Genomic DNA, 26,886 nt, shown 5'->3' on the forward strand with positions numbered 1-26,886 from the left:
TAGCCCCTCTTCGAGCCTGCAAAAACCGTCTGATCCACAAAGACTTTCTTCATTTCGCAGTGAATAACGTCACTTGATTGCATCTCGCGCCGGCGTGGCGCTCTGCGCCCGTACGAACCCCAACGCCAGTTGCTGGTATAGCTCCGGTCCCATCCGCGCACTGATTGCACTGGCGACCAGTGCCGTGGCCAGCAGGCTGATGACCATGCCGTGGCTGTCGATCATCTCCATCACGATGATCGCCGAGGTGATCGGCGACTGAGTGACGGCTGCCAGAAAGCCGACCATGCACAAGGCAACCACCGGCAACGCCGCGCTGCCCAATTGCGCCCAGTGCGCGATGTCGGCCCCCACCGCAGCGCCCACCGCCAGTGCGGGCGCGAAGATGCCGCCGGGAATGCCGGAGAAGTAGGTGAGCACCGTGGCCAGGAACCGAGTGATCGCCGCGTGCCAGGGCAAGTCGGCGCCGCTGTTGATGATCTGCGTAGTAATGCCGTAGCCGCTGCCGAACGACATCCCGCCACTGATCAGGCCCAGCACCGCCACCAGCAGGCCGCAGGCCCCGGCGAACCACACCGGGTGCGCCGCGCGCCAGCGCCACAGCCGCCAGTGCGCGTGGCGTTGCGGCCACAGCAACAGCCGACTGAACACCCCCCCGAGCAACCCGCAGGCAACCCCTGCCACCAGCACCGCCAGCGCCGTGCCCCAGCCGGATTCCTGCGCGCTGAGCTTGCCGAAATAGTTGTAATTGCCTTGCACACCGATGGCGACCATGCCGGCCAGGATGATGGTCGACAGCAACACGCCGCTGGTACGGGTTTCGAGCTTGCGGCCCAGTTCCTCCACCGCGAAGGCAATGCCGGCCAGCGGCGTGTTGAATGCTGCGGCGATGCCGGCGGCACCCCCGGCAAGGATCAGGTCAGGGGCACGAATGATGCGGGCGTGAGGCAGCCAGCGATGGAACAGGTGCATCACCGAAGCGGCCACCTGCACCGAAGGCCCTTCCCGCCCGGCCGAAAACCCGCCCAGCAGTGCCAGGCAGCCCAGGCCGACCTTGCCCACCGCGATGCGCATCGACACCAGCCGGCCCACTGGCTTGTGCTGGCCGGCCAGGCGCGTTGCGGCAATCACTTGCGGAATGCCGCTGCCTTGAGCACCTGGAAAAAAACGCACCGTCAGGCCCACCACCAGCATGCCGATGGCCGGCGTGATCAGCAGCGCCAGCCACAGGTGCCCTGCGGTGAGCCAGGCAAAGCCGGCCAGTGCCCGCTCGGCGAGCCAGGCGAACCCTACCACCAGCAAACCCGCGCTGATGGCGGCAGCCCATAGCGTCAGCCGGGTACGCCAGCGCACCGAAGACACTCTGCGCCGGATGACACGAAAGAGATTCAACGGCGCCGGCACCTGTAACAAGAAATGAGCATCGACTGTAAGGGGCGCGCCAAGCCAGTGCAAACCCGCTTGAGCGGCACGACTTTTTGAACCGGTTGCACGGCCCGCTTGCCCACATTCAAGTGCTACCGAACCCTCAACCCAAAGGACCGAACCATGAGCCACTCATTCAAGACAGGCGACGCCCTACGCTGGAACGCCGAAGCCGGCGAGATCGACGGCAAGGTGGTCAAGGTACATACCCATGACCTTACCTTCATGGGCAAGCACCGCCCGGCCTCGCAGGAGACGCCACAGTACGAGGTGCGCAGCGAAAAGACCGGCAAGCACGCCCTGCATCACGGGGATGCGCTCAAGCACGCCAAAGGATGAGCGTGCCTCAGAGCGCCGGCTTGAGCTGCTCTACCAGCCACGAGTGCAGCGCCGGGTCGCCCGCTGCGACCACCGCGCCGCCGTGCTGGGCAGTGCTGCCATCCCAGGCAGTCATGCGCCCGCCAGCACCTTCGATGATCGGAATCAGTGCCTGCACGTCGTAGGGTTTGAGGCTGTCTTCGATCACCACGTCCACCAGGCCCATGGCCAACATGCAGTAGGCGTAGCAATCGCCGCCGAAGCGGGTCATGCGCGCCTGGCCGCTCAAGCGTTCGAACGCCGCCTTGCGGCTGGGGATGTCGAACAGTTGCGGCGAGGTGCTCATCACGATGGCATCGCTCAGGCGCTCGCAGGCGCGGGTGCGCAGGCGCCGCTCGCCCAGCCATGCGCCGTCTGGGGTGCCAACGAAACGCTCGCCGGTGAACGGCTGGCTCATCACCCCAAGCACCGGGCGCTGGCCGTCGTTCAAGGCAATCAGCGTGCCCCACAGTGGCAGGCCGGTGATGAAGGCACGGGTGCCGTCGATGGGGTCGAGCACCCAGGTCAACGGCGAGGTGCCGGGCTCGTGCCCGTATTCCTCGCCGAAGATGCCGTGCTCCGGATACTCGGCATGAATCAATTCACGCATGGCCTGCTCGGCGCCCTGGTCGGCCAGGGTCACCGGGTCGAAGCCGCCCTTGAGCTTGTTCTCCACCGCCTGAGCGGTACGAAAGTACGGCAGCGCAGCATCAGCGGCGGCCTGCGCCAGGGTGTCGGCGAAGGCGCGCAACTCGGCGAGCGGCAAAGGGGTGGCAGGCATGGCGAAGTCTCCGTCGGATCGTGCGCGCATGCTGCCTGAAAGCGCTTTATCGAGCCAGCGCTTTGCCCAGCGTCTCGATGTTGCTGCGGTAGAAGCCAAGGTAGGTGCTGCCCGGCCCTTCTGCGCTCAGCGCGTCGGAGTACAGCGTGCCGCCGATACGCGCGCCGGATTCCTCGGCGATCTGCTTGAGCAGGCGCGAGTCGGAGATGTTCTCCATGAACACCGCCTTGATGTGCTGCTCGCGAATCTGCCTGACCAGCCCGGCCACATCGGCGGCGGTGGCTTCACGCTCGGTGGAAAGGCCCTGGGGTGCGATGAACTCGATGCCATAGGCCTGGCCCAGGTAGCCGAAGGCGTCATGGGAGGTGACGATGCGCTTGTTGCCAGGCGGCAGGCTGCCGAAGGTCTTGGCGGCGACTTTCAGCAGGTCGTCGATCTTCGCCACATAGGCATCGTGGTTGCGCTGGTAGTCGGCGGCATGCGCCGGGTCGACGGCGTCGAGCCCCTTGAGGATGTTGGCGGCATAGATGCGCGCGTTGGCCAGGCTGTTCCAGGCATGCGGGTCGGGGATGGTCTGGCCGTCTTCTTCGAGCGTGCGCGGCAGCACACCATCGCTGGCCTTGATCACCTTGGCATGGGTTTCGGTGCTGGCCACCAAGCGGTCGAGCCAGGGCTCGAACTGCAGGCCGTTCTCGACGATCAGGTCGGCGGCCAGCACCTGCTTGCCATCGGCCGGCGTGGTTTCGTAGGTGTGGGCATCGGAGTCCGGGCCCACCAGGTTGGTCAGAGCGATGTGGTCGCCACCGATCTGGCGGGTCATGTCGGCCAGGATGCTGAAGCTGGTCAGCACCTTGACCGGCTCCGCCGCCTGGGCGCTGAAGGGTAATGCGAGGGCAAGCAACAGCAGGGCACGGCGCATGGCAAGGTCCTTTTACAGGGGGATGGGCAGAGCGGGACCGGTGCATGACCCCATGCACCGGCCCAATGATCACGGACACCAGGTAGAACGCCCCGGCCACCACCACAATGGCCGGGCCACTGGGCAACGAGGCGTAGAACGACAGCAGCAGCCCCAGCGCCACGGCCACGCCACCGAGCAACGACGCCAGCAGCAGCCGCGGCGGCAGGCGGCGGGTCCAGAAGCGTGCGGCGGCGGCCGGCAAGGTCATCAGCCCGACCATCATCAGCGCGCCGATGGCCTGGAAACCCACGACCAGGTTCAGCACCACCAGGCCGAGGAACAGGCCGTGGGCCCACGGGCCGAGGCGGCTGACGCTGCGCAGGAACAACGGGTCGAGGCAATCGAGCAGCAAAGGCCGGTAGAGCACAGCCAGCAGGACGAGGCTGAGCACGGCGACCCAGGCCATCGCCTCAAGGGTTGCCGCGTCCACCGCGAGCGCCGAGCCGAACAGCAGCCCGAGCAGGTCCAGGCGCTTGCCGGCCAGCCCCAGCAGCAATACGCCGCTGGCCAGGGAAATGGGATAGAGCGCCGCCAGGCTCGCGTCTTCGCGCAAGCCGGTATTGCGCGTGACCCAGGCCGACAACCCGGCCACACCCAGGCCGGCACCGAGCCCGCCAAGGGTCAATGCAGGCAGCGACAGCCCGGCGATCCAGAACGCCAGGGCCGCGCCCGGCAGAATGCCGTGGGAAATCGCATCGCCCATCAGGCTCATGCGCCGCAACATCAGGAAAACGCCCAGCGGCGCAGTGCTCATGGCCAGCAGCACGCCGCCGAACAGGGCGCGGCGCATAAAGGCGAATTCGACGAAAGGCTGCCAGAGGTGTTCGAGCATCACGCCACCTGGCTCAGGTGCAAGGCATCGGGGCCGAGGCTCAGGCAGCACTGGGCATGGCGCTGGACACTGGCAAGGTCATGGCAAACGACCACCAGCGTGCGGCCCTCGCCATGCCAGCGGCGCACCTGCTCCCACAACACGGCCTGGCCGGCTTCGTCGAGGTTGGCGTCAGGCTCGTCGAGCAGCAGCAGCGGCGCTTCGGTCAGGCTCATGCGCGCCAGCAAGGCGCGCTGCAACTGGCCGCCGGACATCGCCTGCAAGCTCAGGCCCGCCAGCCCTTCCAACTGCCAGGTGGCGAGGGCTTGCTCCAGCTGGGCCTGGCGGCAGGCACGTGACAACCGCCGGCCCCAGAACCCGGCCGACACCAGCTCACCCAGTTGAACCGGAAACTGCCGGTCGATCGCCTGCTGCTGCACCAGGTAACCCAGGCGCCCGCCTCGGCCGAGGTTGACCTCAAGCTTTCCAGCCAATGGTTTCTGCAAGCCGGCGATCACTTTGAGCAAGGTGGTTTTGCCGGTGCCATTGGGGCCGGTGATGGCCGTGAAGCTGCCGGCGGGAAGATGCAGGTCCAGAGGCGGCGTCAATGGGCGGTTGACCGGCCCCCATTGCAAAGCGGTGCAGTGGATCATGGTGTCGACATGCGCAGGATGGACACGCATTGTTACACTATAACGTGTCGAAACAAAATGAATCCTTTGTCATTCACATCGCCCCACGCGCAGATCCAGGGAACCGGTACGCCTGAACGCTGACCAACTCTTTTTGCCACAACCGTTGCGGAGGCTACCGTGAACTACCCCGACATCCTGCTTCACATCGACGGCCAATGGCGCCCTGCCCTGGCTGGCGCCACGTTGCCGGTGACCAACCCAGCCAATGGTGAAGTGATCGGCCAGCTGGCCAAGGCTGACGAAGCCGACCTGGACGCCGCCCTCGCCGCCGCCGAACGCGGCTTCCAGACCTGGCGCCGCACGCCCGCCTTCGAGCGCTACAAGACCCTGCGCAAAGCCGCCGAGCTGCTGCGCGAACGCGCCGAGGGCATTGCCAGGCTGATGACCCTGGAGCAAGGCAAGCCGCTGGCCGAAGCGCGCGCCGAAACCCTGGGCGCCGCCGACACCATCGACTGGCTGGCCGAAGAAGGCCGCCGTGCCTACGGGCGCATCATCCCGGCGCGTGCCGAGGGCGTGGAGCAGAAGGTGATCCGCGAGCCGGTCGGCCCGGTCGCTGCATTCACCCCCTGGAACTTCCCCATCAACCAGGTGGTGCGCAAGCTCACGGCGGCGCTGGCCACCGGTTGCTCGATCATCGTCAAGGCCCCGGAAGAAACCCCGGCCTCGCCTGCCGAGCTGGTGCGTGCCTTCATCGATGCCGGCGTGCCCAAAGGCGTGATCGGCCTGGTGTATGGCGACCCGGGGCAGATCTCCAGCTACCTGATCCCGCACCCGGTGATCCGCAAGGTCACCTTCACCGGCTCCACCGGCGTGGGCAAGCAACTGGCGGCACTGGCCGGCCAGCACATGAAACGCGTGACCATGGAGCTGGGCGGCCACGCCCCGGCGCTGGTGTTCGCCGACGCCGACCTGGACGAAGCCGCCAAGCTGCTGGCTGCGAGTAAATTCCGCAACGCAGGCCAGGTGTGCATTTCGCCGACCCGCCTGCTGGTGGAGCGCAGCGTGTACGACGCCTTCGCCGAGCGTTTCGTCGCTCACGCCAAGGCACTTAAAGTGGGCGACGGCCTGGCCGAAGGCACCCAGCTGGGCCCGCTGGCCAACGACCGCCGCGCCCTGCCTTGCGCAAGCTGATCGAGGACGCCAAAGCCAAGGGCGCGACCGAGCTGCTGGCGACCGAAGTGCCCAAGGGCCCAGGTTACTTCTTCGGCCCCACGGTGCTGGGCAACATGACGCCCGAGATGGCTGCGATGAACGAGGAGCCCTTCGGCCCCCTGGCCCTGCTGATGCCGTTCGACACCCTCGAACAGGCCCTGGCTGAAGCCAATCGCCTGCCCTACGGCCTGGCCTCCTATGCGTTCACCACCAGCACCCGCACTGCGCAGGCGCTGAGTGACGGTATCGAAGCCGGCATGCTGACCATCAACCACATGGGCCTGGGCTTGCCCGAGGTGCCGTTTGGCGGCGTGCAGGATTCGGGCTACGGCTCCGAGGGCGGCACCGAAGCCATCGAGGCGTACCTGAACACCAAACTGGTCACCCAGCGCGGCTGAAACCTTCATTGGAGAGCAGTGCCCGCCCCTGCTAGGCTCAAGGCTTCGTTCACGGCCCCGAAGGAGGTCATTGCCATGCCCGAAGCCCACAGCCTGCCGCGGCTTTTCCCGCAACCGGATGAAATCCCCGAGGCTTACCGCCTCGGGGCACCGCAAGAGCAGCGCGAGTATCTGGTGGACGGGCGCTTCGAGCAGTGGCCCGGCCCGCTGGCGCTAGTGCGCAGCCCCATCTACCTGCACACCCCGAAGGCGACCAGCAAGTGGTGCTCGGCGCCACACCCCGGCTGGACGCTGCGGCAGCGCTGACTGCATTGGATGCTGCCGTGCGCGCCTACGACAAAGGCCGTGGCGCCTGGCCAACCCTGCGGGTGGCCGAGCGCATCGGCTACGTCGAAGGGTTCCTGGCCCGCATGCGGGCGCAGCGTGAGGCCGTGGTCACTCTGCTGATGTGGGAAATCGGCAAGAACCTCAAGGACGCGCAGAAGGAATTCGACCGCACCTGCGATTACATCGTCGACACCATCAATGCCCTCAAGGAACTTGACCGCCGCTCCAGCCGCTTCGAGCTCGAACAGGGCACACTCGGGCAGATCCGCCGCGTGCCGATGGGCGTGGCGCTGTGCATGGGCCCCTACAACTACCCGCTCAACGAAACCTTCACCACGCTGATCCCGGCGCTGATCATGGGCAATACCGTGGTGTTCAAGCCGGCCAAGTTCGGCGTGCTGCTGATTCGGCCGCTGCTCGAAGCCTTCCGTGACAGCTTCCCTGCCGGGGTCATCAACGTGATCTATGGCAGCGGCCGCGAGACGGTCACCGCCCTGATGCAGAGCGGGAAAGTCGATATCTTCGCCTTCATCGGCACCCACAAGGCCGCCGCTGACCTCAAGAAACTCCACCCCAAACCGCACCGGCTGCGCTCGGCGCTGGGCCTGGATGCGAAAAACCCCGGCATCGTGCTCGCCGACGCCGACCTGCCCAATGCCGTAGAAGAAGCAGTGACCGGTGCGCTGTCATTTAACGGCCAACGCTGCACGGCGCTGAAGATCCTCTTCGTGCACCGCAGCATCGCTCAGGCTTCACCGAACAGTTCTGCGCACGCCTGGCCAGGCTCAAGCCGGGCATGCCGTGGGAAGACGGCGTGCAGCTCACCCCGCTGCCCGAAGCCGGTAAGCCTGATTACCTCGCAGGCCTGGTGACCGATGCCCTGGACAAAGGCGCGCATGTCGCTAACCCGGGCGGCGGCACGGTGCGCGAGTCGTTCTTCTACCCCGCGGTGCTCTACCCGGTGGATGCGCGCATGCGTGTGTACCACGAAGAGCAGTTCGGCCCTGTGGTGCCCATCGTGCCGTTCGATGAGGTCGACGAGGTGATCGACTACGTGCTCGATTCGCAATACGGCCAGCAGCTTTCCCTGTTCGGCAAAGACCCTGAACTGATCGGCCGGCTGGTGGACACCTTCGCCAACCAGGTCGGGCGCATCAACCTCAATGCCCAGTGCCAGCGGGGCCCAGACCAGTACCCGTTCAATGGGCGCAAGGACTCGGCCGAAGGCACGCTCTCGGTAGACGACGCACTGCGCACCTTCTCCATCCGCACCCTGGTGGCCACGCGCTTCACTCCGGCCAATCAGCAACTGGTGAGTGACATCCTGCAAGAGCGCCGCTCCAGCTTCCTCACCACGGACTACCTGTTTTGAAGGCGCTGTGGTGGTGCCTGGCCCTGGCGCCGATGGCCCAGGGCGCAACAACCTTCGAGCATTTCGAGCCCGTGCCGGGGCAAGGCACGCTGGGGTTCTACAGCAACCAGGCAGCCAACCCACGGGAGGCGATCATCGCCTTCCATGGCCACCCTCGCGATGCACGCCATACCTTCGAAGCCGCGCAAACCGCTGCCACGCCAGGCACGCTGGTGCTGGCGCCGCTGTTCCAGGTGCCTGAAGGCCGCGCCGACCGTTGCCATAGCCGGGGCGAGCCCGAAGCACAACGCGGCGACCTGCTCTGGACCTGCAGCACCTGGCTGACCGGCGGGCCGGCCAGTAACGCGGCAGAGGTGACCGCCTTCGGCGCCATCGACCAGTTGGTGGCCGAGGTTCACCGGCGCTGGCCACAGGTGCAGCGCGTGACCTTCGCCGGTTTTTCTGCCGGAGCGCAGTGGGTGCAGCACTACGCAGCTTTTGCCGCGCCGGCGCCTGCGGGTATGCACTTGCGCTTCGTGGTCGCCTCGCCCGGCACCTGGCTTTACCAGAGCGAGCAGCGGCCGCAGCCACAGGCCGGTTGCCCTGAGCAGAACCAGTGGAAGTACGGCTTCGAGCAGTTGCCCGCCTGGCTGCCTTTCGATGCCGAAAAGGCGCGCCAGCATTACCGCCAGGCCGATATCACCTACCTGGTCGGCGAACGCGACCAGGGCGATGCGCCTGGCGCTCACGACCGCATCCTTGACCGCAGCTGCGCCGCCCAGGCGCAAGGCGACAGCCGCCGGGCACGCGCCGAGGCCTTCACCCAGAGCGTGCAGGCGCCGCTGGCGGTGGTGCCCGAATGTGCCCATGAGGTCAGCTGTGTGTTCCCGTCCACCGAGGGGCGCCAGGCGTTGAACCCGGGTTGATGCCTCAGGCGGGCAGCCGTAAGCTGTCGCCCTTTTCCCTGCCAGGGCCCTGCCATGCCTAAAGCCTCACGCTATGCCTTGATCAGCCTGCTGGTGGTGCTGTGCGTGGCCGCGCTGGCGTGGTGGGCGCGCCCGCAACCTGCGCAAGCCCCCACCGAGGCCGCCAAACACAGCTATTCGCAAGCGCTGGAGCAGGCCCGTCAGGGCCAGCCGGGCGCCGCCCGCGTGCTCTACCAGCAGCTGGCACGCACTGATCTCACCGCCGACCGCCGCGCCAAGCTCTATGCCGAGCTGCCCCATTACCCGAGCGCGCGGGCATTGGCCCTGGCCAAGGCCGACCTGCTCGAAGGCGACCTGCTGGTGCGCCATGCGGCGATCGATGCAGTCAGCGAACTGGCGCAGGGCAACGGCCGCGCCAAGCTGCTCGGCCCGTTGCTCGACGACCCTATGGCCGACGTGCGCTACCACGCTGCGCGCGCGCTGATGAACCTTGCGCCCGATGACCTGGGGGTTTACTTCGGCCCGTTGCAGGCAGTGCTCGACGACTACGTCAAAACCCTCGAAAACGAGCACGATAAACCCGCCTCGCAAGCTGAACTTGCGCGCATCTACCTCCACGATGGCGACTACCAGCAAGCGATGCTGGCGGTGGAGCGAGTGCTTGCGCTCACGCCGGGCGACCTTGATGCGGTGGTGATGAAAGCCCGCGCCCTTGACCTCGAAGGCCAGCCCGACAAAGCCCGCGCCGTGCTGGCCGAGCCCCTCAAACGCGAACCGGATTCGGCCTTCATGCAGCACCAGCTGGGCCTGTGGCTGCTGGCGCACCAGCAGGAGGAATTCGCCCTGCTGGCGCTGACCCGCGCGGTGGAGCTGGCGCCGGACGCCGGCGACTACCGCTACGACCTCGCCCTGGCGCTGCACGGCATGGACCAGCTTGACGCAGCGCAAACCCAACTCGACGAACTGCTGCGCCGCGACCCTGCCAACCGGCGTGCTCGCCTGACGCTGATCGATTACTGGAAACAAAGCGGCCAGCTGCAGAACGTGCAGGTGTTGCAAGCGGAGCTGGAACGGCAGAACCCGGACGACCCGGCGCTGCAACAAGGCCTTTGACCTGCCTGAAGCTTCGTTCAGTCTGCATACAGCAACAATGCGTTACAAAGAAGTCGTCATCACTTGCCGATGAGGCTTGCTCCCATGAAAGTTCGTCTGATTGCCCTGGTAGTCGCGCTGGCCAGCGCCAGTGGTTGCGTGGTTCATGAAACGCCCCGCTATGCCTACCGTGAACCACCGCGCCGGGAATATGTGGAGGAAGTGGTGGCGCCGCAGCCGCCGCCTCAGGAAGTGATCGAGGTCGAGCCAGCGCCGCGCCCCGGGTACGTCTGGGCCCGAGGTTACTGGCGCTGGAACGGCAACCGCTACGTTGCTACCCGTGGCCACTGGGAAGCGGTGCGCCCTGGCTACCGCTACGTGCATCCTTACTGGGAGCAGCGCGGAGACGGCTGGCACTGGCACGTGGGCGCCTGGGTGAACGGCTGATCGAACACCCCGGTTGCAATGGCCAGGCATGTCGCCTGGCCGACCATATGCGTCACCTCACGCAGGGCGGCATTGTCATCGAATTGTAATAATCGACCGACAATAGCTACAGACCCGGAGTCTGAATGTTCGCCCTCTTCCGCCCTGCCCCGCATCGCACACCCCTTCCCGCCGACCAGGTCGACCCGCTCTACCGGCGCCTGCGCTGGCAGATCTTCGCCGGCATTTTCTTTGGTTACGCCGGCTACTACCTGCTGCGCAAGAACTTCTCGCTGGCCATTCCCTACCTGGTCGAGGAAGGCTACAGCCGCGCCGAGCTGGGCGTTGCGCTATCGGCGGTGGCCATCGCCTATGGGCTGTCGAAGTTTTTGATGGGGCTGGTTTCGGACCGCTCCAACCCGCGCTACTTCCTCACCGCAGGGCTGCTGATGTCGGCGGGGGTGATGTTCCTGTTCGGCTTCGCACCGTGGGCCACCTCCAGCGTCGGGGTGATGTTCGTGCTGCTGTTTCTGAACGGCTGGGCCCAGGGCATGGGCTGGCCGCCGAGCGGGCGCACCATGGTGCACTGGTGGTCGCAAAAGGAACGCGGCTCGGTGGTGTCGGTATGGAACGTGGCCCACAACGTGGGCGGTGGCCTGATCGGGCCGCTGTTCCTGCTCGGCCTTGCCTGGTTCAACGACTGGCACGCTGCGTTCTACGTGCCGGCCACCGTGGCCGTGGCGGTGGCGGGTTTTGCGTTCCTGACCATGCGCGACACCCCGCAATCGGTCGGCCTGCCGCCGGTGGAGCAATACCGCAACGATTATCCGGAGGGCTACCAGAGCACGCACGAGAAGGAATTCAGCACCCGGCAGATCTTCGTCGACCATGTACTGCGCAACCGCATGCTCTGGTACATCGCCCTGGCCAACGTGTTCGTCTACCTGCTGCGCTACGGCGTGCTCGACTGGGCCCCGACCTACCTCAAGGAAGCCAAGGGCTATTCGGTCGACACCAGCTCCTGGGCCTACTTTTTCTACGAGTGGGCCGGCATCCCCGGCACGCTGCTGTGCGGCTGGCTCTCGGACAAACTGTTCAAGGGCAACCGTGGCTTGACCGGCATCGTCTTCATGCTCGGGGTAACGGCCGCGACGCTGGTGTACTGGCTCAACCCCAGCGGCCACCCGGCGGTGGACCTGGCGGCGCTGTTCACCATCGGTTTCCTGATCTACGGCCCGGTGATGTTGATCGGCCTGCAGGCCCTTGAACTGGCGCCGAAAAAGGCCGCCGGCAGCGCGGCGGGCTTCACCGGCCTGTTCGGTTACCTGGGCGGCTCGGTGGCCGCCAGCGCGCTGATGGGCAAGGTGGTCGACCACTACGGCTGGAACGGCGGGTTCATCCTGCTGGTCAGCGGTTGCGTGCTGGCCATCGTGTTCCTGTTGCCGACGCTGCGTCAGGCGCCGCGCCACAGCTCCTCGTAGAGCAGCCAGAAGGCCGTGCCTGCCAGCAGCGCGGCCATGCACAGGTTGAACAGCATCAACGCCCGCGGGTTGCCCAGCCACACCCGCAGGCGCTCACCGCCCCACACCCAGGTCAACAATGACGGCACGCCGATGCAGAAGGCCGTGGCGGTGATGGTGAGCGCGCCTACCAGCTTGCCGCCGCTGGGCATGAACAGCACGCCGGCGTTGAGCACCATGAGCCAGGCCTTGGGGTTCACACACTGAAACAGCATGCCGCCGACAAAACCGATCGGCTCGGCGATCGCCTTGCGCCCTGGGGCACTGGCGCGGGCCAGTTTGAGCGCGATCCACAGCAAGTAAAGGCAACCGGTCACGGCCAGTGGCTTGCGGATCGGGTCCATCACCCCGGCTGCGCCGGCCAGCAGCAGGGTGCCGATGAAGAACTGCGTGGCATTGCCTACCAGGATGCCGGACAGGTGCGGCAGCGTGCGGCGCACCCCGAAATTGGCGCCGGAAGCAGTCAGCATGATGTTGTTCGGGCCGGGGGTGATGATCATCACCAGCAGGTAGCTGAACAGGGCGAGAAATTCGGTCATGGCACAGGCTCCTTGTCGATGGGCCTATGCTAGCGAGCTGTAACAGATGGATACAGATCCAGAGAAGCTGTGTTTCAATGGTGACAGTTCCCGCCAGCCGAGCCTTCGCCATGAGTACAGCCCTCGCCCCCCGCACCCGCTACCAGGCGCTCGCCGAAGAACTCGCCCAGGCCATCCACGCAGGCCGCCTGCCCGCTGGCAGCGGCCTGCCCTCGCTTCGCGAATGTGCAAGCCAGCGCGGGCTGAGCCTGAACACCGTAACGGCAGCCTACCGGCTGCTCGAAGACCAGGGCCTGATCGCCGCACGGCCGCAGTCGGGCTTTTACGTGCGCAGCGTGCTGGCCGAGCCCGATGCGTCGCTGCGCCGGCAGCCCAGCCAGGTACAGGGCAGCGCACAGCAGCAATTGCTGGCGGAGGTGATGGAGGCGCAGGCGCAGCCCGGCATGCTCAACCTGGCACTGGCCATTCCCAAGGGGCCACGCTTCTACCCGCAGGAGCGGCTGGCCAAGGTCACCGCACAACTGCTGCGCCAGCAGCCGGAGTGGCTGAGCCGCTATGCACTACCCCCCGGCCCTCTGGCGCTGCGCGAACAGGTGCGGCTGCGCGCACAGCGCCTGGGCATGGCCCTGCGCGCCGAGGACATCGTCATCACCCACGGCGCCATGGAGGCGCTGCAACTGGCCCTGCGCGCCTGCACCCGGCCCGGCGACACGGTCGGCATCGAAGCGCCGGCCTACTTCAACATCTACGACCTGCTCGCCAGCCTCGGGCTCAAGGCACTGGAGCTGCCGACGCACCCGCGCCATGGCCTGTTGATGGACGAGCTGGAGCAGGCCATGGCCGACGGCCGCATCGACGCGCTGGTGTGCATGCCGACGGTGCACAACCCGCTGGGCTGCAACATGCCGCTGGCCAATCGGCAACGCCTGGCGGCCCTGGCGCAGCAGCATCAGGTGCCGGTGATCGAGGACATGGTCTATTCCGAGCTGCAATACGCCGAGCCGCCGGCCCCGGCCGCCCGCGCCTTCGACAGCGAGGGCTGGATACTGGTGTGTTCAAGCTTCTCCAAGGCCATCGCCCCGGATTACCGGCTGGGCTGGATCGACGCCGGCCGCTACGCCACCGCCGTGCGCCACCTGAAATTTGCTTCCAGCGGCGGTGAGTCGGAACTGCTCTGCCAATCGCTGGCGGCGTTTCTGCAAAGCGGGCATTACGACCATCACCTGCGCAGCATCCGCAGGCTCTATGAGCAGCAGGTGGCGAGTGTGCGCGGGCTGGTGGCGCGTCATTTTCCCGAAGGCACTCGCGCCACGCAGCCAGAGGGAGGCTTTCTGCTGTGGCTTGAATTGCCGGCTGGGGTCGACAGCCTGGCGCTGTTTCGCGCAGCGCTGGCCGAGGGCGTGGTGATCATGCCCGGCCAGGTGTATTCACAGGGCGCGCGCTACAGGCACTGCATTCGGTTGTCCTGTGCGCAGGTGCTGGATGAGCGCTATGTCGATGGGATGAAAGTGTTGGGGGCGCTGGCTTGTGAGGCGGCTGGTGTTTCCGAGGTAAGTTGAGGGTGTCAGAAATTTTGTGTTCGGGCATAACATGAGTAAGAGGTGCATGTATGCCAACCAAAAAGAAACCGGTTCGAGAGTTACCGAAGGTTCCGAAAGAGCTGCTTGGAGCGCTTACGGCTGTGATGGCTGTGCAGTGGCGATCAATGGGGATCAATGGCGATACGATTACCGTGATGGTGATGGATGCGAAGTCTTCGGTGAATGGCGTGAGTAAGGCCGGTACACCGCATGGGGATTCGAGGACGCGGTTGGTGGGGTGGCTGGCTAATAAATCAATTGCCGACTCTGATCCTGCTTTACGCGATTCTTTACAAGCGGCGTTGGATTCAGGAAAAGCCAAGGTTCAAGGTGTAACAGTCAAAGTCGGTGTTCCCGCTCCCGGTCAAACAGGTGTAGCAGAATCTAAGGTGGAACCATGGAACAAGAAGTAATTCAGCGCGAGCGCTTGGGCATAAATCCGAAATGGCCCTCCTACAAGAGTGTGCTAGGGCGCATAGCCAAGGGGCCACACGTCTCAGATGAATACGAGTTGAATGGCATTCGTGAATATGTTGAGCGCGGCGATGCATTTGCGAAGCCATCAATGCCTGTACCGAATAGTGACAACGTTACGCGTAGTAGCTCCGAATGGATGGCAGTCACACGAGCGCACAAGGTCTTGGCAACCGCACCAGATAATCCGCAATGGCTTCTGAAATTGGTCCATTGGCTGCGATATTACCAAGTGGGAATTTGGCAGTTGTTCTTCTGGGCGGGTCAGTTCGACATTATTGGCAAAGCGGCAGGCAATGATCGACGCCGCCAAAACTTCAGCATCCAAACTGCCACGAATATGATGGCCGCCATGGCGATCGTGGGCTGGAAGGACGCCGTCATCCATCAGGGCTATCTCACCCATGCGGCTCTCAAGCGTGGGCATCAATTAGTGGTTGAGTACGAAGAGCAACACCGCCGCGCCCAAGCCTTTATGCTACGTGTATTTGCCGATTGGGTGGGCGATGTCTCGCATCAATGGCCTGCTTATGCTTACGACGAACCCATCTACGAAGCCTTGTTGGCCAAGTGGCGCACTCCCAGCCCTGATGACCTTCTGCCCTGCCTGTTGGCTGCGTGTGACCGCCACACTTGGCAAACCGGCAAAGAGAGCCAGAAGAATTCCTACGACTTCAATCAGGACTGGCACTTGGAGCGCGTGCCGGTGGAAATTATCTATATCCTGCGCCTGCGTCAGTGGGAAGGATTAGTCAATCCGCTGAAGATTAATCATCCGCTGATGGCCGCGCCCTTTGACCAATTGCCGCCCGAGCAGCCGGTGCCTGAATTGGACGAGCTAATGCAAGGTGTGCTAAAGCGAGCAAGGGAAGACTGGCGACAGTACGATGAAGTGCTGTCTTTACCAGCATTGAAGAGTTGAACAGGTGCAAAAAGGGCTAGATAAGATCGTTGTGCGCGCCGATAATGATTTCGGCGCGAAGGTCAACGGAAATGGCAAATTCTGAGGCATGGCAGGATCAGCCGTCTGCTCGGACTTACGTCCGAACAAGAGCTAACGCAGCAGCGCGTTTTCCTCCTCAAGAAAACCGACCCGCGACTGCCTCTTCGCAAGCATCTGCTTGAGAAGTTGAAGATCGTCAGGGAGGTTTTCTCATGCCCTGGATTATACGGAATCACGCCACAAATCCCGGCGTCAAAACGTGATGAGGACGGTTACGCCATAAGGTCAAAACCGTCGAGCATCCGGTTGAGTTCCTAGACAGTCAGAACAATTGCTTCGTCGGTCTGATCGGGCGATGTTTTGAAACGCTCAGACTCCAGGCGCTTGAGCCAAAGGCAGAAGCCGTTGCGTTCCTAGTACAAGATTTTCAAGCGGTTGCGTGGCTTGTTGAGGAAGACGAAGAGCACGGAAAGCCGACGGGCTTGGGGTACAGATACACTTTTTCGACTCTTGCATCGGGACGCATCATGGTTGGCGGGCTCCAGAAAGAAATCGGGAGCACAGCATCCGGGATCAAGCAGCGACTTTGAATGTGGGGTTCATGGAGCGCTTACCAAACAACTTCGCCAAGGCGCCTCCATCGAGCAGGCTAGGGAAGCTGCCAAGGCAACCGCAAGCTTTGCTGGGCCTATGCAAAACAACTTGGTCAACATGCTCGATCACGTAGGTGTCCACACGCTGCTAGGCATCGGCAGCTGCGCTCGACTCTTCGATACGCACCGTCATCTGGTGCACTACACTTCAGCGTTGCGCTATCCAGTTTTCATAGACGGTCAGAATTACAGCGGCAGCCCAGCCATCCTCAGTCGCCCCAGCTTACGTCGCCAGGTTGAAACCCATCTGGCGCCAACGCAGAGCGAATCAGCTATTTCCTAGGCAACAAATCTCGGGAAAAGCTATCGGCCAAAACTAATCCTGCAGCATTAGACACCGCAAAATCACGAATTATGGAGAAGCTAAATACGCTCCAGGAGGCGAACAGTTTTTAATCCCCAAGAGATTTCTGCTGCAAGTAGTCACCGCCTGGGGCGGGCGGCAATTTCCCTCTCTCTCGCGGGGCTAGCCCGGCTTACTACCCGAGTAGTACAGCGGCTCTGGTTCTCAGTAGCCGCTTTTCTTTTACCAGCAGCATTTTCAGCATGCTGAAAACACCCAATGTTGGAAGATCACCTGCTCAAGTATTTTCCTTTCACTCATTAAGATGATGCATCTAACGCTGACAAAAAGCCTCAAAACTGCAGCAAACTTTTTCGAGTCGGCGCTCATCTGCCAGCCATAAAAAAACATTTTCATAGCCATCTTCATTCAAGCACAACATAAATTCATTGCCTCCATCATCATAGGCAAAAGGAACAAACCCTTTTAATTCAGGCCAAGCTTGATAAAAATCTAGAATCAGTTTATCTATAGGTAATCGACCGTACCTGACTGAATGAAAACCGTTGATACTGTAAATGAAATCATCAACTTCCAGGCGAGTAACCTCTGGAAAACCACCATTGTTTTTTATATAAAGACGTTTGAAGATTGAGGGTAGGTTTCCTTTTACAATTTTTTCAATCTCTTGAAAATCGCCTAAGCTTATCTCGGCTTCAGACTCTTTGAGTACTAACATCCTGCTGTTCCTCTTCTTGCAATAACAGTGGAATTTCCACGTGCCGGAAAGATATAAGCTTTTCCAGTCGCCTCTTTGTATTATGGTACTCCCCTGTAAACGGCATCCCCCTGTCAGCGTTTCGCTCCCCCGTTGCATTGTACCCCTATCTGTTTTGGATCATGATCCTCCAGATGATGCCAGACATATCCTCGCGGGGTGATTTTTTTCCAAGCTTTCCACCTTATGAGATCAGCACTGAAGTAGTGCCGAAGACTCGCCGGGCCGGCACCGAATAATTTTTTCAGATGATTGAACTGACGGCCTTTAAGGTGCGAGGAAAATGCGTGATAACAGAACAATTGCCAGGACCCATCTACGCTTGGAAATTGACACAGATCAAAATAGCAAACAGTAAAATTCAAAAGCCAGATACTTTTTCAAACTTCTCTCTCCCTCAACTACATCTATTGCCGACAGTTCTTATGAAACGTCAGCCGCCAAGCAGGATGCTGCACTGATGTAGAAACGGAAGTGGAGTGGCTCTGCAGAAATGCATTTCAGAAGCGGCCAGGCAAGGCGGAACAGGCAAAGAAACGGCCAAGCTCACCTTCCATTTCGCAGATCATCTATTCGCGAAAGCCGCCCACCACCCCTGCGGTTCTCAGCGATCATCCTCACGAATCGAAGACGGATGCCGGCACAACCCGTCAATCTCGATCTCCATATAGGGAAACAGCGGCAACTGCATCAGCAGATCATGCAGCGCCTCGACGCTCGGCACATCGAAAACGCTGTAGTTGGCGTAATGCCCGGCGATGCGCCAGAGGTGGCGCCAGGTGCCGTCGCGCTGGAGGTTCTGCGCCAGTGCCTTTTCGTCGGCCTTGAGCTGAGTGGCTTGAGCCGGGGCCATGTCGGCTGGCAGTTTTACCGTCATCTTTACGTGGAACAGCATGGTGGTTTCCTTATCAACGGCGGGCGAAGCGCGACAATTGCGCCTCGTCGAGGGCCAGGCCCAAGCCTGGGGTGTTCGGCACATGCAGCTCGAAGTCGCGGTACACCGGCGCTTGGCGCACGATCTCCTCGGTCAGCAGCAACGGGCCGAACAGTTCGGTGCCCCAGGTCAGCTGGCGCAGGGTGAGGAAGGCGTGGGCTGAAGCCAGGGTGCCGACCGAGCCTTCGAGCATGGTCCCGCCGTACAGGGCGATGCCCGCCGCCTCGGCGATCTGCGCAGTGCGCAGCACGGCGCGGGGGCCGCCGTTCTTGGCGATCTTCAGGGCGAAGATGCTGGCAGCACCGTCGGCGGCCAGGCTCAAGGCGTCTTCGACGCTTTCGATGGATTCATCGGCCATGATCGGCGCAGGGCTGCGCCGGTTCAGGCGCACCTGGCCGGTGCGGTTGGCCCGCGAGATCGGCTGTTCGATCAGGTCGATGCCGTGTTCGCCCAGCACCTGGCAGCCGCGGATGGCCTGGGATTCGTCCCAGTACTGGTTCACATCCACGCGCACGCTGGCGTAATTGCCCAGCGCCTTCTTGATCGCCACCACGTGCTTGAGGTCCTGCTCCAGCGGGTTGGCACCGATCTTGAGCTTGAAGATGCGGTGTCGGCGCAGTTCCAGCATCTGTTCGGCCTCGGCGATATCCCGGGCGGTATCGCCACTGGCAAGGGTCCAGGCCACTTCCAGGCTGTCGCGTACGCGCCCACCCAGCAGCTCACTCACCGGCAGGCCCAGGCGCTTGCCGTGGGCGTCGAGCAAGGCGCTTTCCAGGCCGGACTTGGCGAAAGTGTTGCCCTTGGCGAGCTTGTCCAGCTTGAGCATGGCCGCGTTGATATTGACCGCTGCCATGCCGACCAGGGCCGGGGCCAGGTGCGCGTCGATATTGGCCTTGATGCTTTCCGGGCTTTCATAGCCGTAGGCCAGCCCACCGATGGTGGTCGCCTCGCCGATGCCCTCGATACCGTCGCTGCAGCGCAGCCGCAGGATCACCAGCGTCTGCTGCTGCATGGTGTGCATCGCCAGCTTGTGCGGGCGGATGGTGGGCAGGTCGACGATCACCGCCTCAACCTGTTCGATCACTGCATGGCTCATGTGCCTGGAAACCTCGTGGCGGGCGGCGCCATCGCGCTGCTGTCTTCGTTGAATGGACGGGCAAAGGATTGCCTGATGGTGGCTGGCAATCCAATATCGTTTACCTCTGCCACCATACCCAGGAAGTCTGATGGAGCTTCGCCACCTGCGTTACTTCAAGGCGCTCGCCGAAACCCTGAACTTCACCCGCGCCGCCGAACGCCTGCATATGGCCCAGCCGCCGCTGAGCCGGCAGATCAGCCAGCTCGAAGAAGAAGTCGGCACGTTGCTGGTGGAGCGGGGGCGGCCGCTGCGCCTGACCGAGGCGGGGCGCTACTTTTATGAGCAGACCAGCATCCTGCTCCAGCAACTGGAGCAGATCGGTGCCACCACCCGGCGCATCGGCCAGGGACAGCGGCACTGGCTGGGTATCGGTTTTGCGCCCTCGACCTTGTATGGGTTGCTGCCGGAGCTGACGCGCAAACTGCGAGGCGACGCCGAGCTGCAACTGGACCTGGCCGAGATGACCACGGTGCAGCAGGTCGAGGCGCTCAAGGCCGGGCGCATCGATATCGGCTTCGGGCGGATCCGCATCGACGATGCGGCCATCGAGCAACGGGTGTTGTACGAGGAACCGCTGGTGGCCGTGCTGCCGCGTGGCCATGCGCTGGGCGGCACCACGCCCAGCCTTGCGCAACTGGCCGCCGAGCCCTTCGTCCTCTACCCCGCCACCCCTCGGCCCAGCTATGCCGACCACCTGCTGGCGCTGTTCGCCCAACAGGGCTTGAGCATCAAGGTCGGGCAGTGGAGCAACGAATTGCAGACGGCACTGGGGCTCGTTGCGGCTGGGCTTGGCATTGCCCTGGCGCCCACTTCGGTGCGCCAACAGCATCGCGCTGACCTTGAATACATCGCCGTCAGCGACAGCGAAGCCGTCAGCCCGATCATCCTCAGCCGGCGCAAGGATGACGCGGGGCCTGAGTTGCAGCGCTGCCTGGAACTGATCGAGGGGTTGCTGGCAGAACGAGGCCGATAACCTCCCTCAGCGGCAAGTTGGTCTGTTCCTTGCTCGGAGACAGGCAAGCCGACGGTGATCGGCACCAAGGATCACATTGCCGCCCGGTCATTATCCAGATCCTGCAACGACCCTCCGGTCACTGCAGGATCGGCTGCCCGAAAGCGTGCAAGCGTGGTTGCCTGTGTAACGAGAGGTGACAATGATCTCCAACCCAGCAAGCCTTGCGAGCGGTGAATGCTTCAGTGATTTGCAGCTGTTCACCCAACAGAACCAGTTGTTCCTGCATTACGACCTGGACAGCGTGCGCAGCAGTGTCGGGCGCATCTTCAAACCCCATGAGCTGGCCGCCGTGCGCGGAAGCGAAACGGTCGGTGCCAGCATGCACCACGTCGCCCGCGGCGGCCTGGCCCTGAGCCGCCTGGAATACGCCACTGAAGTGGATATCGACCCCGGCCGCCTGGAAGACTTCTACCTGATCCAGATCCCTATCCAGGGCGGCGCGCTGATCCGCTGCGAGGGCTTCGAGTTCGAGTCTTCGCCCCAGGTCGCCTCGCTGCTGTCGCCCACGTTGCCCGCGCGCATGCGCTGGCAAGGGCACTCGCCCCAGCTGACCCTGCGCATCGAGCAGGCCGACATGGCCTACCACTGCCGCCAGCACATTGCCCAGGCCAGCCAGCGCCTGCCGCAATTCGACCCGCGCCTGGACTTCTCGCGGCCGGGCGCGGCGTACTTTCTGCAACTGCTCAACACTCTGGCCAGTGCCATCGGCAGCCCCGAGCACCCATTGCACCAGCCACTGGTGCTCAAGCAGTTCGAATCGGCGCTGCTCAACTCCCTGCTCTACGGGCAGCAGCACAGCGTGCTGGACACGCTGGAGCGCCCGGCGCAGAAGAACGTCTCGCCCTACTTCATCAAGCGCACCGAAGCGTACATCCGCGAGCACCTGCATGAGCCACTGAGCGTCGAATCGCTGGCCGAGCAAGCCGGGGTCAGCGTGCGCACGCTGTTCGCCGGTTTCCGCAGCTTTCGCAATACCAGCCCGATGGCTTACCTGCGCGAATTGCGCCTGGAGCGGGTGCACGAAGAGCTGACCAGCAACGAACAGGCGCTGGTGACGGACGTGGCATTCAAATGGGGGTTCGCTCACCTGGGGCGGTTTGCCCAGGAGTACAAGCGGCGGTATGGGGAATTGCCTTCGGCGACGCGGCGGTTTCGGGTGTCTTGAAACTTCGATCTTGAGCGCCCGGGTGCGAGGGCGCTCAACACGCGTTCACGAGGCGAAGGTCAGCGCAAACGCGCCAACGTGCCGGACGGCGACTCGCCAAACGCCTTGCGGTAATCGCTGGCAAACCGCCCCAGGTGCCCGAACCCCCACTCCAGCGCCACATTCGACACACTCGCTGCCGTGCCGCCGCGCAGCAGCTCGCTGCGTACCGAAGTCAGCCGGTAGTGCTTCAGATAGGCCATGGGTGTCAGCCCATGATGGCGCCGAAACCCATCGAAGAGCTTTTCCCGGGATACCCCGGCGGCGTGCTCCAGGTCATCCAGGCGCAGCGGCTCACGGGCATGCTCCTGAAGAAACTGCCGGGCGCGCACCAGGTAATGCGGCACGCGCTCCTGCCCGCCCTCGGCCAGTTCATCGGAGCAGTTGTTCGGCTGCGCCAGCAGCAGCGCGCGGATCAGCAGGCTTTCCATGTCGCGGGCCAGGCGTGGCTGGGCGTACAGCGCGCTGAGCTGCGGCCAGTTATCCAGCAACTGGCGCACGCTCAGCCACCAGGCGGCCACCTCCTCGCGGCCGATATCCATCTGCCCTTGAAAGCGGATCGGCTCACGCAATGGACGCTGCAACATGCCTTCGGCCACCTCTTCCAGCGCCTGCCGGCGCACCACCACCTGAAGCTTCTCACAGTCGCCGCCCAGTTCCAGCGAATGCGCTTCAAGGGGTGACACCACCAGCCCGCAGCCGGCATCCGAACGCAGCTGTTCACGGCCGCTGCGCAAGCGCTGCCGCCCGCGCAACGGCAGGCTGATGCTGTAGGCGTCGAGGGAGCGGATACCGATGTTCACCGCCGTGCCGTAGGCGATGCGCCCCAGCACCGTGCCCAGCGCTGGCAGGCGCGCGCCGAGGTGGCTGAAGCAAAGCTGCTCGGGGTGCCGGGTGCGCAACTGGTGGGGGCCGCAGATGGCACTCATCCATTGCTGGGCCTGGGCCAGTTCCGCACAGCGGTTGTGCAGGGTGGCGATTGCGCTGTGCATGAGCGTTTCCTCGGGCTGGCTGGGCTGGCTCGATTGTCGGGCGCAACCGCCCTTGCCCACTATCCAGTTTGTGCAGCTATTCGCACCGGCGCCATCCGCACCCTGCAAAGGCGGAAAAAATGGCTGGTCAACGCCCACTAACCGGCTAGAGCCCCCCCGCCGCCCGCGCTTGAATCGAGCACAGAACTCCAAAAACGAGGACACGCCCGATGAGCGCCCGCAACCTGAGCCAATGGCAAGACTACGTCCGGGATTGCCTGGACTTCCGCCCCGTCGAAGGGGTCTATCGCGTCGCCCGCGACATCTTCACCGAGCCTGAGCTGTTCGACCTGGAGATGGAGCTGATTTTCGAGAAGCAGTGGATCTACGCCTGCCACGAAAGCGAAATCGCCAAGCCCAACGACTTCATCACGATGCGCGCCGGGCGCCAGCCGATGATCATCACCCGCGATGGCAACGGTGAGCTGCACGCACTGATCAACGCCTGCCAGCACCGCGGCGCCACCCTGACGCGCCACGGTGCAGGCAACCAATCCACCTTCACCTGCCCGTTCCATGCCTGGTGCTACAAGAGCGACGGCCGCCTGGTGAAGGTCAAGGCCCCCGGCGAATACCCCGAAGGCTTCGACAAGGCCACCCGTGGCCTGCGCAAGGCGCGCATCGAGAGCTACAAGGGTTTCGTGTTCATCAGCCTGAACACCCACGCCAGCGACTCGCTGCAAGACTTCCTCGGCGATGCACGGATCTTTTTCGACATGATGGTGGCGCAGTCGCCCACCGGTGAACTGGAGGTGCTGGCAGGCAAGTCCACCTACACCTACGACGGCAACTGGAAACTGCAGAACGAGAACGGCCTGGACGGTTACCACGTGTCGACCGTGCACTACAACTACGTGTCCACGGTGCAGCACCGCCAGCAGGTCAACGCCGAAAAGGGCCAGGGCGACAGCACCCTGGACTACAGCAAGCTGGGCGCGGGCGACGCCGAAACCGACGACGGCTGGTTCAGCTTCCACAATGGCCACAGCGTGCTGTTCAGCGACATGCCCAACCCCACCGTGCGCCCCGGCTACGCCAGCGTCATGCCACGGTTGATCGAGGAGCACGGCCAGGTCCGCGCCGAGTGGATGATGCATCGCCTGCGCAACCTGAACATCTACCCCAGCCTGTTCTTCATGGACCAGATCAGCTCGCAGTTGCGCATCGTGCGCCCAGTGGCCTGGAACAAGACCGAAGTCACCAGCCAGTGCATCGGAGTCAAGGGCGAGTCTGCGGCCGACCGGCGCAATCGCATCCGCCAGTTCGAGGATTTCTTCAACGTCTGGGCATGGGCACGCCGGACGACCTGGTGGAATTCCGTGAACAGCAGCGTGGCTTCCAGGCGCGCCTGGAGCGCTGGAGCGACATCTCCCGCGGCCATCACCGCTGGGCCGAGGGCGCCACGCCCAACAGCGAAGCGCTGGGCATCCAGCCGGTGCTGACCGGCCGCGAATTCACTCACGAAGGGCTCTACGTCAACCAGCACGGCACCTGGCAGCGCCTGCTGCTCGAGGGGCTGGCCCGCCAGGCGCTGCAACCGAAGGAGGCCCAGGCATGAACCTCAACCTTCACTTCAGCATCGAGCAATTCCTGCTGCACAAGGCCGAACTCTGCGACGCTCAGGACTGGGACGCCTACCTTGAGCTGTTCGATCCGGACAGCGAGTTCCATCTGCCGCAATGGGAAAGCGAACACCGCTACGTCCAGGACCCCAACCAGGGCCTGTCGTACATCTACTACGAAGACCGCTCGGGCCTGGAAGACCGGGTGTTCCGCCTGCGCACCGGCAAGTCTGCGGCGTCCACACCGCTGCCGCGCACCCTGCATCAGATCAGCAACCTGCGGGTGCGCGCGCTTGAGAATGAGCAGTTCGAAGCCCGCGTGGTCTGGCACACGCTGTACGCCCGGCAAGGCCGCCAGGGCAGCTTCTTCGGCCATTGCACCTACCTGCTGCGCCAGGACGGCGAGCACTTTCGCATCCGCCGCAAGCACGTGGTGCTGCTCAACGACACCATCGATTCCGTGCTGGATTTCTACCACCTCTGAGGGCTGCCCAGATGACCCATAACGTTGCCCTCAGTTTTGCCGACGGCAAGACATTGTTCATTGCGGTCAAGCCTGGCGAGCTGCTGCTCGATGCTGCCCTGCGCCAGGGCATCAGCCTGCCGCTGGACTGCCGCGAAGGGGTGTGCGGCACCTGCCATGGCCGCTGCGAATCCGGCCGCTACGAGCAGGAGTACGTCGACGACGAAGCCCTCAGCGCCGGCGACCTGGCCCAGCGCAAGATGCTCGCCTGCCAGACCCGCGTGCAGTCCGACGCCACGTTCTATTTCGACCACGACTCCAGCCACTGCCATGCCGGTGAGCCGCTGCGCTTGCAGAGCACGGTGCTGCGGGCCGAACAGGTGTCGGCCAGCACGGCCATTCTGCACCTCGATGCCAGCGCCCAGGCCGATACCCTGCAGTTCCTGCCGGGCCAGTACGCCCGCCTGCAGGTGCCGGGCACCGATCAGTGGCGCGCCTACTCCTTCGCCAACCGGCCCAATGCCGGCAACCAGTTGCAGTTCCTGATCCGCCTGCTGCCGGACGGGGTGATGAGCAACTTCCTGCGTGAAGACTGCGTGCCTGGCCTGACCATGCAGCTGGAGGCACCGTTGGGCAGCTTCTACCTGCGCCAGGTCGAACGGCCGCTGGTGATGGTGGCAGGCGGCACGGGGCTTTCGGCCTTCCTCGGCATGCTCGACGAGATCGCCGAGCGCGGCGGTTGCACGCACCCGATCCAGCTGTTCTATGGCGTGAACCAGGAAGCCGACCTGTGCGAGACCGCGCGCCTTGAAGCGCTGTGCCAACGCATCCCGGGCTTCGAGTTCACCCCGGTGGTGAGCCAGCCCGGCGCGGGCTGGAGCGGGCGCAGCGGCTACATCCACGAGCACTTCGACGCCGCGCGCCTCAACGCCGAACCCTTCGACATGTACCTGTGCGGCCCACCGCCGATGGTGGAAGCGGTGAAAGGCTGGGTCGCCGACCAGGCACCAGGCCAGGTGCAGATCTACGCCGAGAAATTCCTGCAAAGCGCAACCACCCGAGCTTGACCAGAACAATCACAACAACAGAGGTACACACCATGACCGTAGCCATTTCCCAGAACGCCGAGATACAGCGCTTTTTCGAAGAAGCCGCCGGCTACCGCAACGCAGGCGGCAACCCGCGGCTCAAAAGCATCATCCTGCGGGTGCTGCAAGACGCTGCGCGGCTGATCGAGGATTTGCAGATCAGCGACGACGAATTCTGGACCGCCGTGGACTACCTCAACCGCCTCGGTGGCCAGAGCGAGGCCGGGCTGCTGGTGGCAGGGCTGGGCCTGGAGCACTTCTCGACCTGCTCGCCGATACCCGGGACGCCGAGGCCGGCCGGCTCGGTGGCACGCCGCGCACCATCGAGGGGCCGCTGTATGTGGCCGGCTCGCCAATGGCCGAGGGCGAAGTGCGGATGGACGACGGCAGCGAGGACGGCAAGGCGACAGTGATGTTCCTCGACGGCCAGGTACTGGGCCTGGACGGCACGCCGATTGCCGGCGCCATCGTCGATCTGTGGCATGCCAACACCAAGGGCACCTACTCCTACTTCGACTCCACCCAGTCCGAATACAACCTGCGCCGGCGCATCATCACCGATGCCGAGGGCCGTTACCGCGCCCGCAGCATCGTGCCCAGCGGCTATGGCTGCAACCCGCAAGGCCCCACTCAGCAGTGCCTGAGCCAGCTGGGCCGCCACGGCCAGCGCCCGGCACATGTGCACTTCTTCATCTCGGCACCGGGCTATCGGCACCTGACGACCCAGATCAACCTGTCCGGTGACCGCTACCTGTGGGACGACTTCGCCTACGCCACCCGCGATGGGTTGATTGGAGAATTGACCTTCAGCGAGGGCGGCCCGAACGGGGTGAACGGACGCTGCGCGCAGATGACCTTCGACTTCACCTTGCAGCCGGCCATCGATGCAGAGGATCAGGCACGCAGCCAGCGGCCTCGGGCGTTGCAGGCGCATTGATCGGCAGTTCTGCCGTTATGAAACCGGCGGTTCGGGACCCTG

22 protein-coding genes and 5 pseudogenes are annotated in these 26,886 nt (G+C 63.7%); 16 read left to right on the forward strand and 11 right to left on the reverse strand.

Translation table 11 applies throughout. The features are described from left to right. Positions 1–69: 69 nt before the first annotated feature. On the reverse strand, positions 70–1,353 hold the full coding sequence (locus tag LN139_RS10305) for a chloride channel protein (RefSeq protein WP_236359806.1): 1,284 nt from the start codon (positions 1,351–1,353) through the stop codon (positions 70–72). A gap of 195 nt (positions 1,354–1,548) precedes the next feature. Between LN139_RS10305 and LN139_RS10310 the strand changes: the two genes are divergently transcribed. Further along, positions 1,549–1,764 (forward strand): DUF2945 domain-containing protein, encoded by a 216-nt coding sequence (locus LN139_RS10310; protein ID WP_236359807.1) that lies wholly within the window; start codon positions 1,549–1,551, stop codon positions 1,762–1,764. Positions 1,765–1,771: 7 nt separating this feature from the next. On the opposite strand, the gene hisN is transcribed toward LN139_RS10310, so the two are convergent. From hisN to LN139_RS10330, 4 genes and pseudogenes are all read right to left on the reverse strand, one after another. Beyond that, the gene (hisN, locus tag LN139_RS10315; protein WP_236359808.1) at positions 1,772–2,563 is read right to left on the reverse strand and encodes a histidinol-phosphatase; all 792 of its coding nucleotides are present in this window, start codon (positions 2,561–2,563) and stop codon (positions 1,772–1,774) included. 46 nt (positions 2,564–2,609) lie between these two features. After that, positions 2,610–3,482, reverse strand: coding sequence for a metal ABC transporter substrate-binding protein (locus LN139_RS10320; protein WP_236359809.1), 873 nt, complete (start codon positions 3,480–3,482; stop codon positions 2,610–2,612). Positions 3,483–3,519: 37 nt separating this feature from the next. Further along, a pseudogene (locus LN139_RS10325) lies at positions 3,520–4,356 on the reverse strand (metal ABC transporter permease); the annotation flags it as partial. Next, on the reverse strand, positions 4,356–4,988 hold the full coding sequence (locus tag LN139_RS10330; protein WP_236360353.1) for a metal ABC transporter ATP-binding protein: 633 nt from the start codon (positions 4,986–4,988) through the stop codon (positions 4,356–4,358). The gene LN139_RS10330 and the pseudogene LN139_RS10325, both read right to left, overlap by 1 nt. A gap of 255 nt (positions 4,989–5,243) precedes the next feature. On the opposite strand from LN139_RS10330, the pseudogene LN139_RS10335 reads away from it, so the two are divergent. The 6 genes and pseudogenes from LN139_RS10335 (at position 5,244) to glpT (ending at position 12,183) form a co-directional block, all read left to right on the forward strand. Further along, a pseudogene (locus tag LN139_RS10335) lies at positions 5,244–6,580 on the forward strand (NAD-dependent succinate-semialdehyde dehydrogenase). Between the two features lie 75 nt (positions 6,581–6,655). Continuing rightward, a pseudogene (locus tag LN139_RS10340) lies at positions 6,656–8,279 on the forward strand (NADP-dependent glyceraldehyde-3-phosphate dehydrogenase). Continuing rightward, positions 8,276–9,184 (forward strand): hypothetical protein, encoded by a 909-nt coding sequence (locus LN139_RS10345; protein ID WP_236359810.1) that lies wholly within the window; start codon positions 8,276–8,278, stop codon positions 9,182–9,184. Before LN139_RS10340 ends, LN139_RS10345 begins: the two are co-directional and overlap by 4 nt. Before the next feature lie 54 nt (positions 9,185–9,238). Next, positions 9,239–10,297 (forward strand): tetratricopeptide repeat protein, encoded by a 1,059-nt coding sequence (locus tag LN139_RS10350; protein ID WP_236359811.1) that lies wholly within the window; start codon positions 9,239–9,241, stop codon positions 10,295–10,297. 84 nt (positions 10,298–10,381) lie between these two features. After that, the gene (locus LN139_RS10355) at positions 10,382–10,723 is read left to right on the forward strand and encodes a hypothetical protein (protein ID WP_236359812.1); all 342 of its coding nucleotides are present in this window, start codon (positions 10,382–10,384) and stop codon (positions 10,721–10,723) included. Positions 10,724–10,848: 125 nt separating this feature from the next. After that, on the forward strand, positions 10,849–12,183 hold the full coding sequence (gene glpT / locus LN139_RS10360) for a glycerol-3-phosphate transporter (protein WP_236359813.1): 1,335 nt from the start codon (positions 10,849–10,851) through the stop codon (positions 12,181–12,183). Here the strand turns inward: glpT and LN139_RS10365 are convergent. Further along, positions 12,156–12,761: a LysE family translocator gene (locus tag LN139_RS10365; RefSeq protein WP_236359814.1), complete on the reverse strand. Its 606-nt coding sequence runs from the start codon at positions 12,759–12,761 to the stop codon at positions 12,156–12,158. The genes glpT and LN139_RS10365 overlap by 28 nt on opposite strands. 110 nt (positions 12,762–12,871) lie before the next feature. Between LN139_RS10365 and LN139_RS10370 the strand changes: the two genes are divergently transcribed. The 3 genes from LN139_RS10370 (at position 12,872) to LN139_RS10380 (ending at position 15,737) form a co-directional block, all read left to right on the forward strand. Next, positions 12,872–14,320, forward strand: a complete 1,449-nt coding sequence (locus tag LN139_RS10370) for an aminotransferase-like domain-containing protein (RefSeq protein ID WP_236359815.1) — start codon at positions 12,872–12,874, stop codon at positions 14,318–14,320. A gap of 50 nt (positions 14,321–14,370) precedes the next feature. Continuing rightward, on the forward strand, positions 14,371–14,754 hold the full coding sequence (locus LN139_RS10375; RefSeq protein ID WP_236359816.1) for a hypothetical protein: 384 nt from the start codon (positions 14,371–14,373) through the stop codon (positions 14,752–14,754). A gap of 308 nt (positions 14,755–15,062) precedes the next feature. Continuing rightward, positions 15,063–15,737, forward strand: coding sequence for a hypothetical protein (locus LN139_RS10380; protein WP_329611047.1), 675 nt, complete (start codon positions 15,063–15,065; stop codon positions 15,735–15,737). A gap of 335 nt (positions 15,738–16,072) precedes the next feature. On the opposite strand, the gene LN139_RS25630 is transcribed toward LN139_RS10380, so the two are convergent. The 4 genes from LN139_RS25630 to LN139_RS10395 form a co-directional block, all read right to left on the reverse strand. Further along, positions 16,073–16,138: a hypothetical protein gene (locus LN139_RS25630; protein ID WP_442964427.1), complete on the reverse strand. Its 66-nt coding sequence runs from the start codon at positions 16,136–16,138 to the stop codon at positions 16,073–16,075. A gap of 890 nt (positions 16,139–17,028) precedes the next feature. After that, positions 17,029–17,433, reverse strand: a complete 405-nt coding sequence (locus tag LN139_RS10385; protein WP_236359818.1) for an SMI1/KNR4 family protein — start codon at positions 17,431–17,433, stop codon at positions 17,029–17,031. Positions 17,434–18,076: 643 nt separating this feature from the next. After that, positions 18,077–18,367 carry a muconolactone Delta-isomerase gene (gene catC, locus LN139_RS10390; RefSeq protein ID WP_236359819.1) on the reverse strand — a complete coding sequence of 97 codons (291 nt, stop codon included), beginning with the start codon at positions 18,365–18,367 and terminating at the stop codon, positions 18,077–18,079. A gap of 13 nt (positions 18,368–18,380) precedes the next feature. Further along, on the reverse strand, positions 18,381–19,502 hold the full coding sequence (locus tag LN139_RS10395; RefSeq protein WP_236359820.1) for a muconate cycloisomerase family protein: 1,122 nt from the start codon (positions 19,500–19,502) through the stop codon (positions 18,381–18,383). A 130-nt stretch (positions 19,503–19,632) separates the two neighbouring features. Between LN139_RS10395 and LN139_RS10400 the strand changes: the two genes are divergently transcribed. After that, a complete protein-coding gene (locus LN139_RS10400; protein ID WP_236359821.1) occupies positions 19,633–20,517 on the forward strand; it encodes a LysR family transcriptional regulator in 885 nt (294 codons plus the stop codon). A 181-nt stretch (positions 20,518–20,698) separates the two neighbouring features. After that, entirely contained in the window at positions 20,699–21,724 is a 1,026-nt protein-coding gene (locus LN139_RS10405; protein ID WP_236359822.1) for an AraC family transcriptional regulator, read from the forward strand. A 59-nt stretch (positions 21,725–21,783) separates the two neighbouring features. Here LN139_RS10405 and LN139_RS10410 read toward each other — a convergent pair whose 3' ends face one another. Next, on the reverse strand, positions 21,784–22,755 hold the full coding sequence (locus LN139_RS10410; RefSeq protein WP_236359823.1) for an AraC family transcriptional regulator: 972 nt from the start codon (positions 22,753–22,755) through the stop codon (positions 21,784–21,786). Between the two features lie 209 nt (positions 22,756–22,964). On the opposite strand from LN139_RS10410, the pseudogene antA reads away from it, so the two are divergent. From antA to catA, 4 genes and pseudogenes are all read left to right on the forward strand, one after another. After that, positions 22,965–24,352, forward strand: a pseudogene (antA, locus tag LN139_RS10415) (anthranilate 1,2-dioxygenase large subunit). Next, positions 24,349–24,840: an anthranilate 1,2-dioxygenase small subunit gene (gene antB / locus LN139_RS10420; RefSeq protein WP_236359824.1), complete on the forward strand. Its 492-nt coding sequence runs from the start codon at positions 24,349–24,351 to the stop codon at positions 24,838–24,840. The pseudogene antA and the gene antB overlap by 4 nt, the downstream one beginning before the upstream one ends. An 11-nt stretch (positions 24,841–24,851) precedes the next feature. Next, positions 24,852–25,886, forward strand: a complete 1,035-nt coding sequence (antC, locus tag LN139_RS10425) for an anthranilate 1,2-dioxygenase electron transfer component AntC (RefSeq protein ID WP_236359825.1) — start codon at positions 24,852–24,854, stop codon at positions 25,884–25,886. A gap of 32 nt (positions 25,887–25,918) precedes the next feature. Next, positions 25,919–26,844: pseudogene (catA, locus tag LN139_RS10430) on the forward strand (catechol 1,2-dioxygenase). The last annotated feature ends 42 nt before the right edge of the window (positions 26,845–26,886 follow it).

It is taken from the genome of Pseudomonas sp. KNUC1026 (assembly GCF_021650705.1).
Classification (GTDB): Bacteria; Pseudomonadota; Gammaproteobacteria; order Pseudomonadales; family Pseudomonadaceae; genus Aquipseudomonas.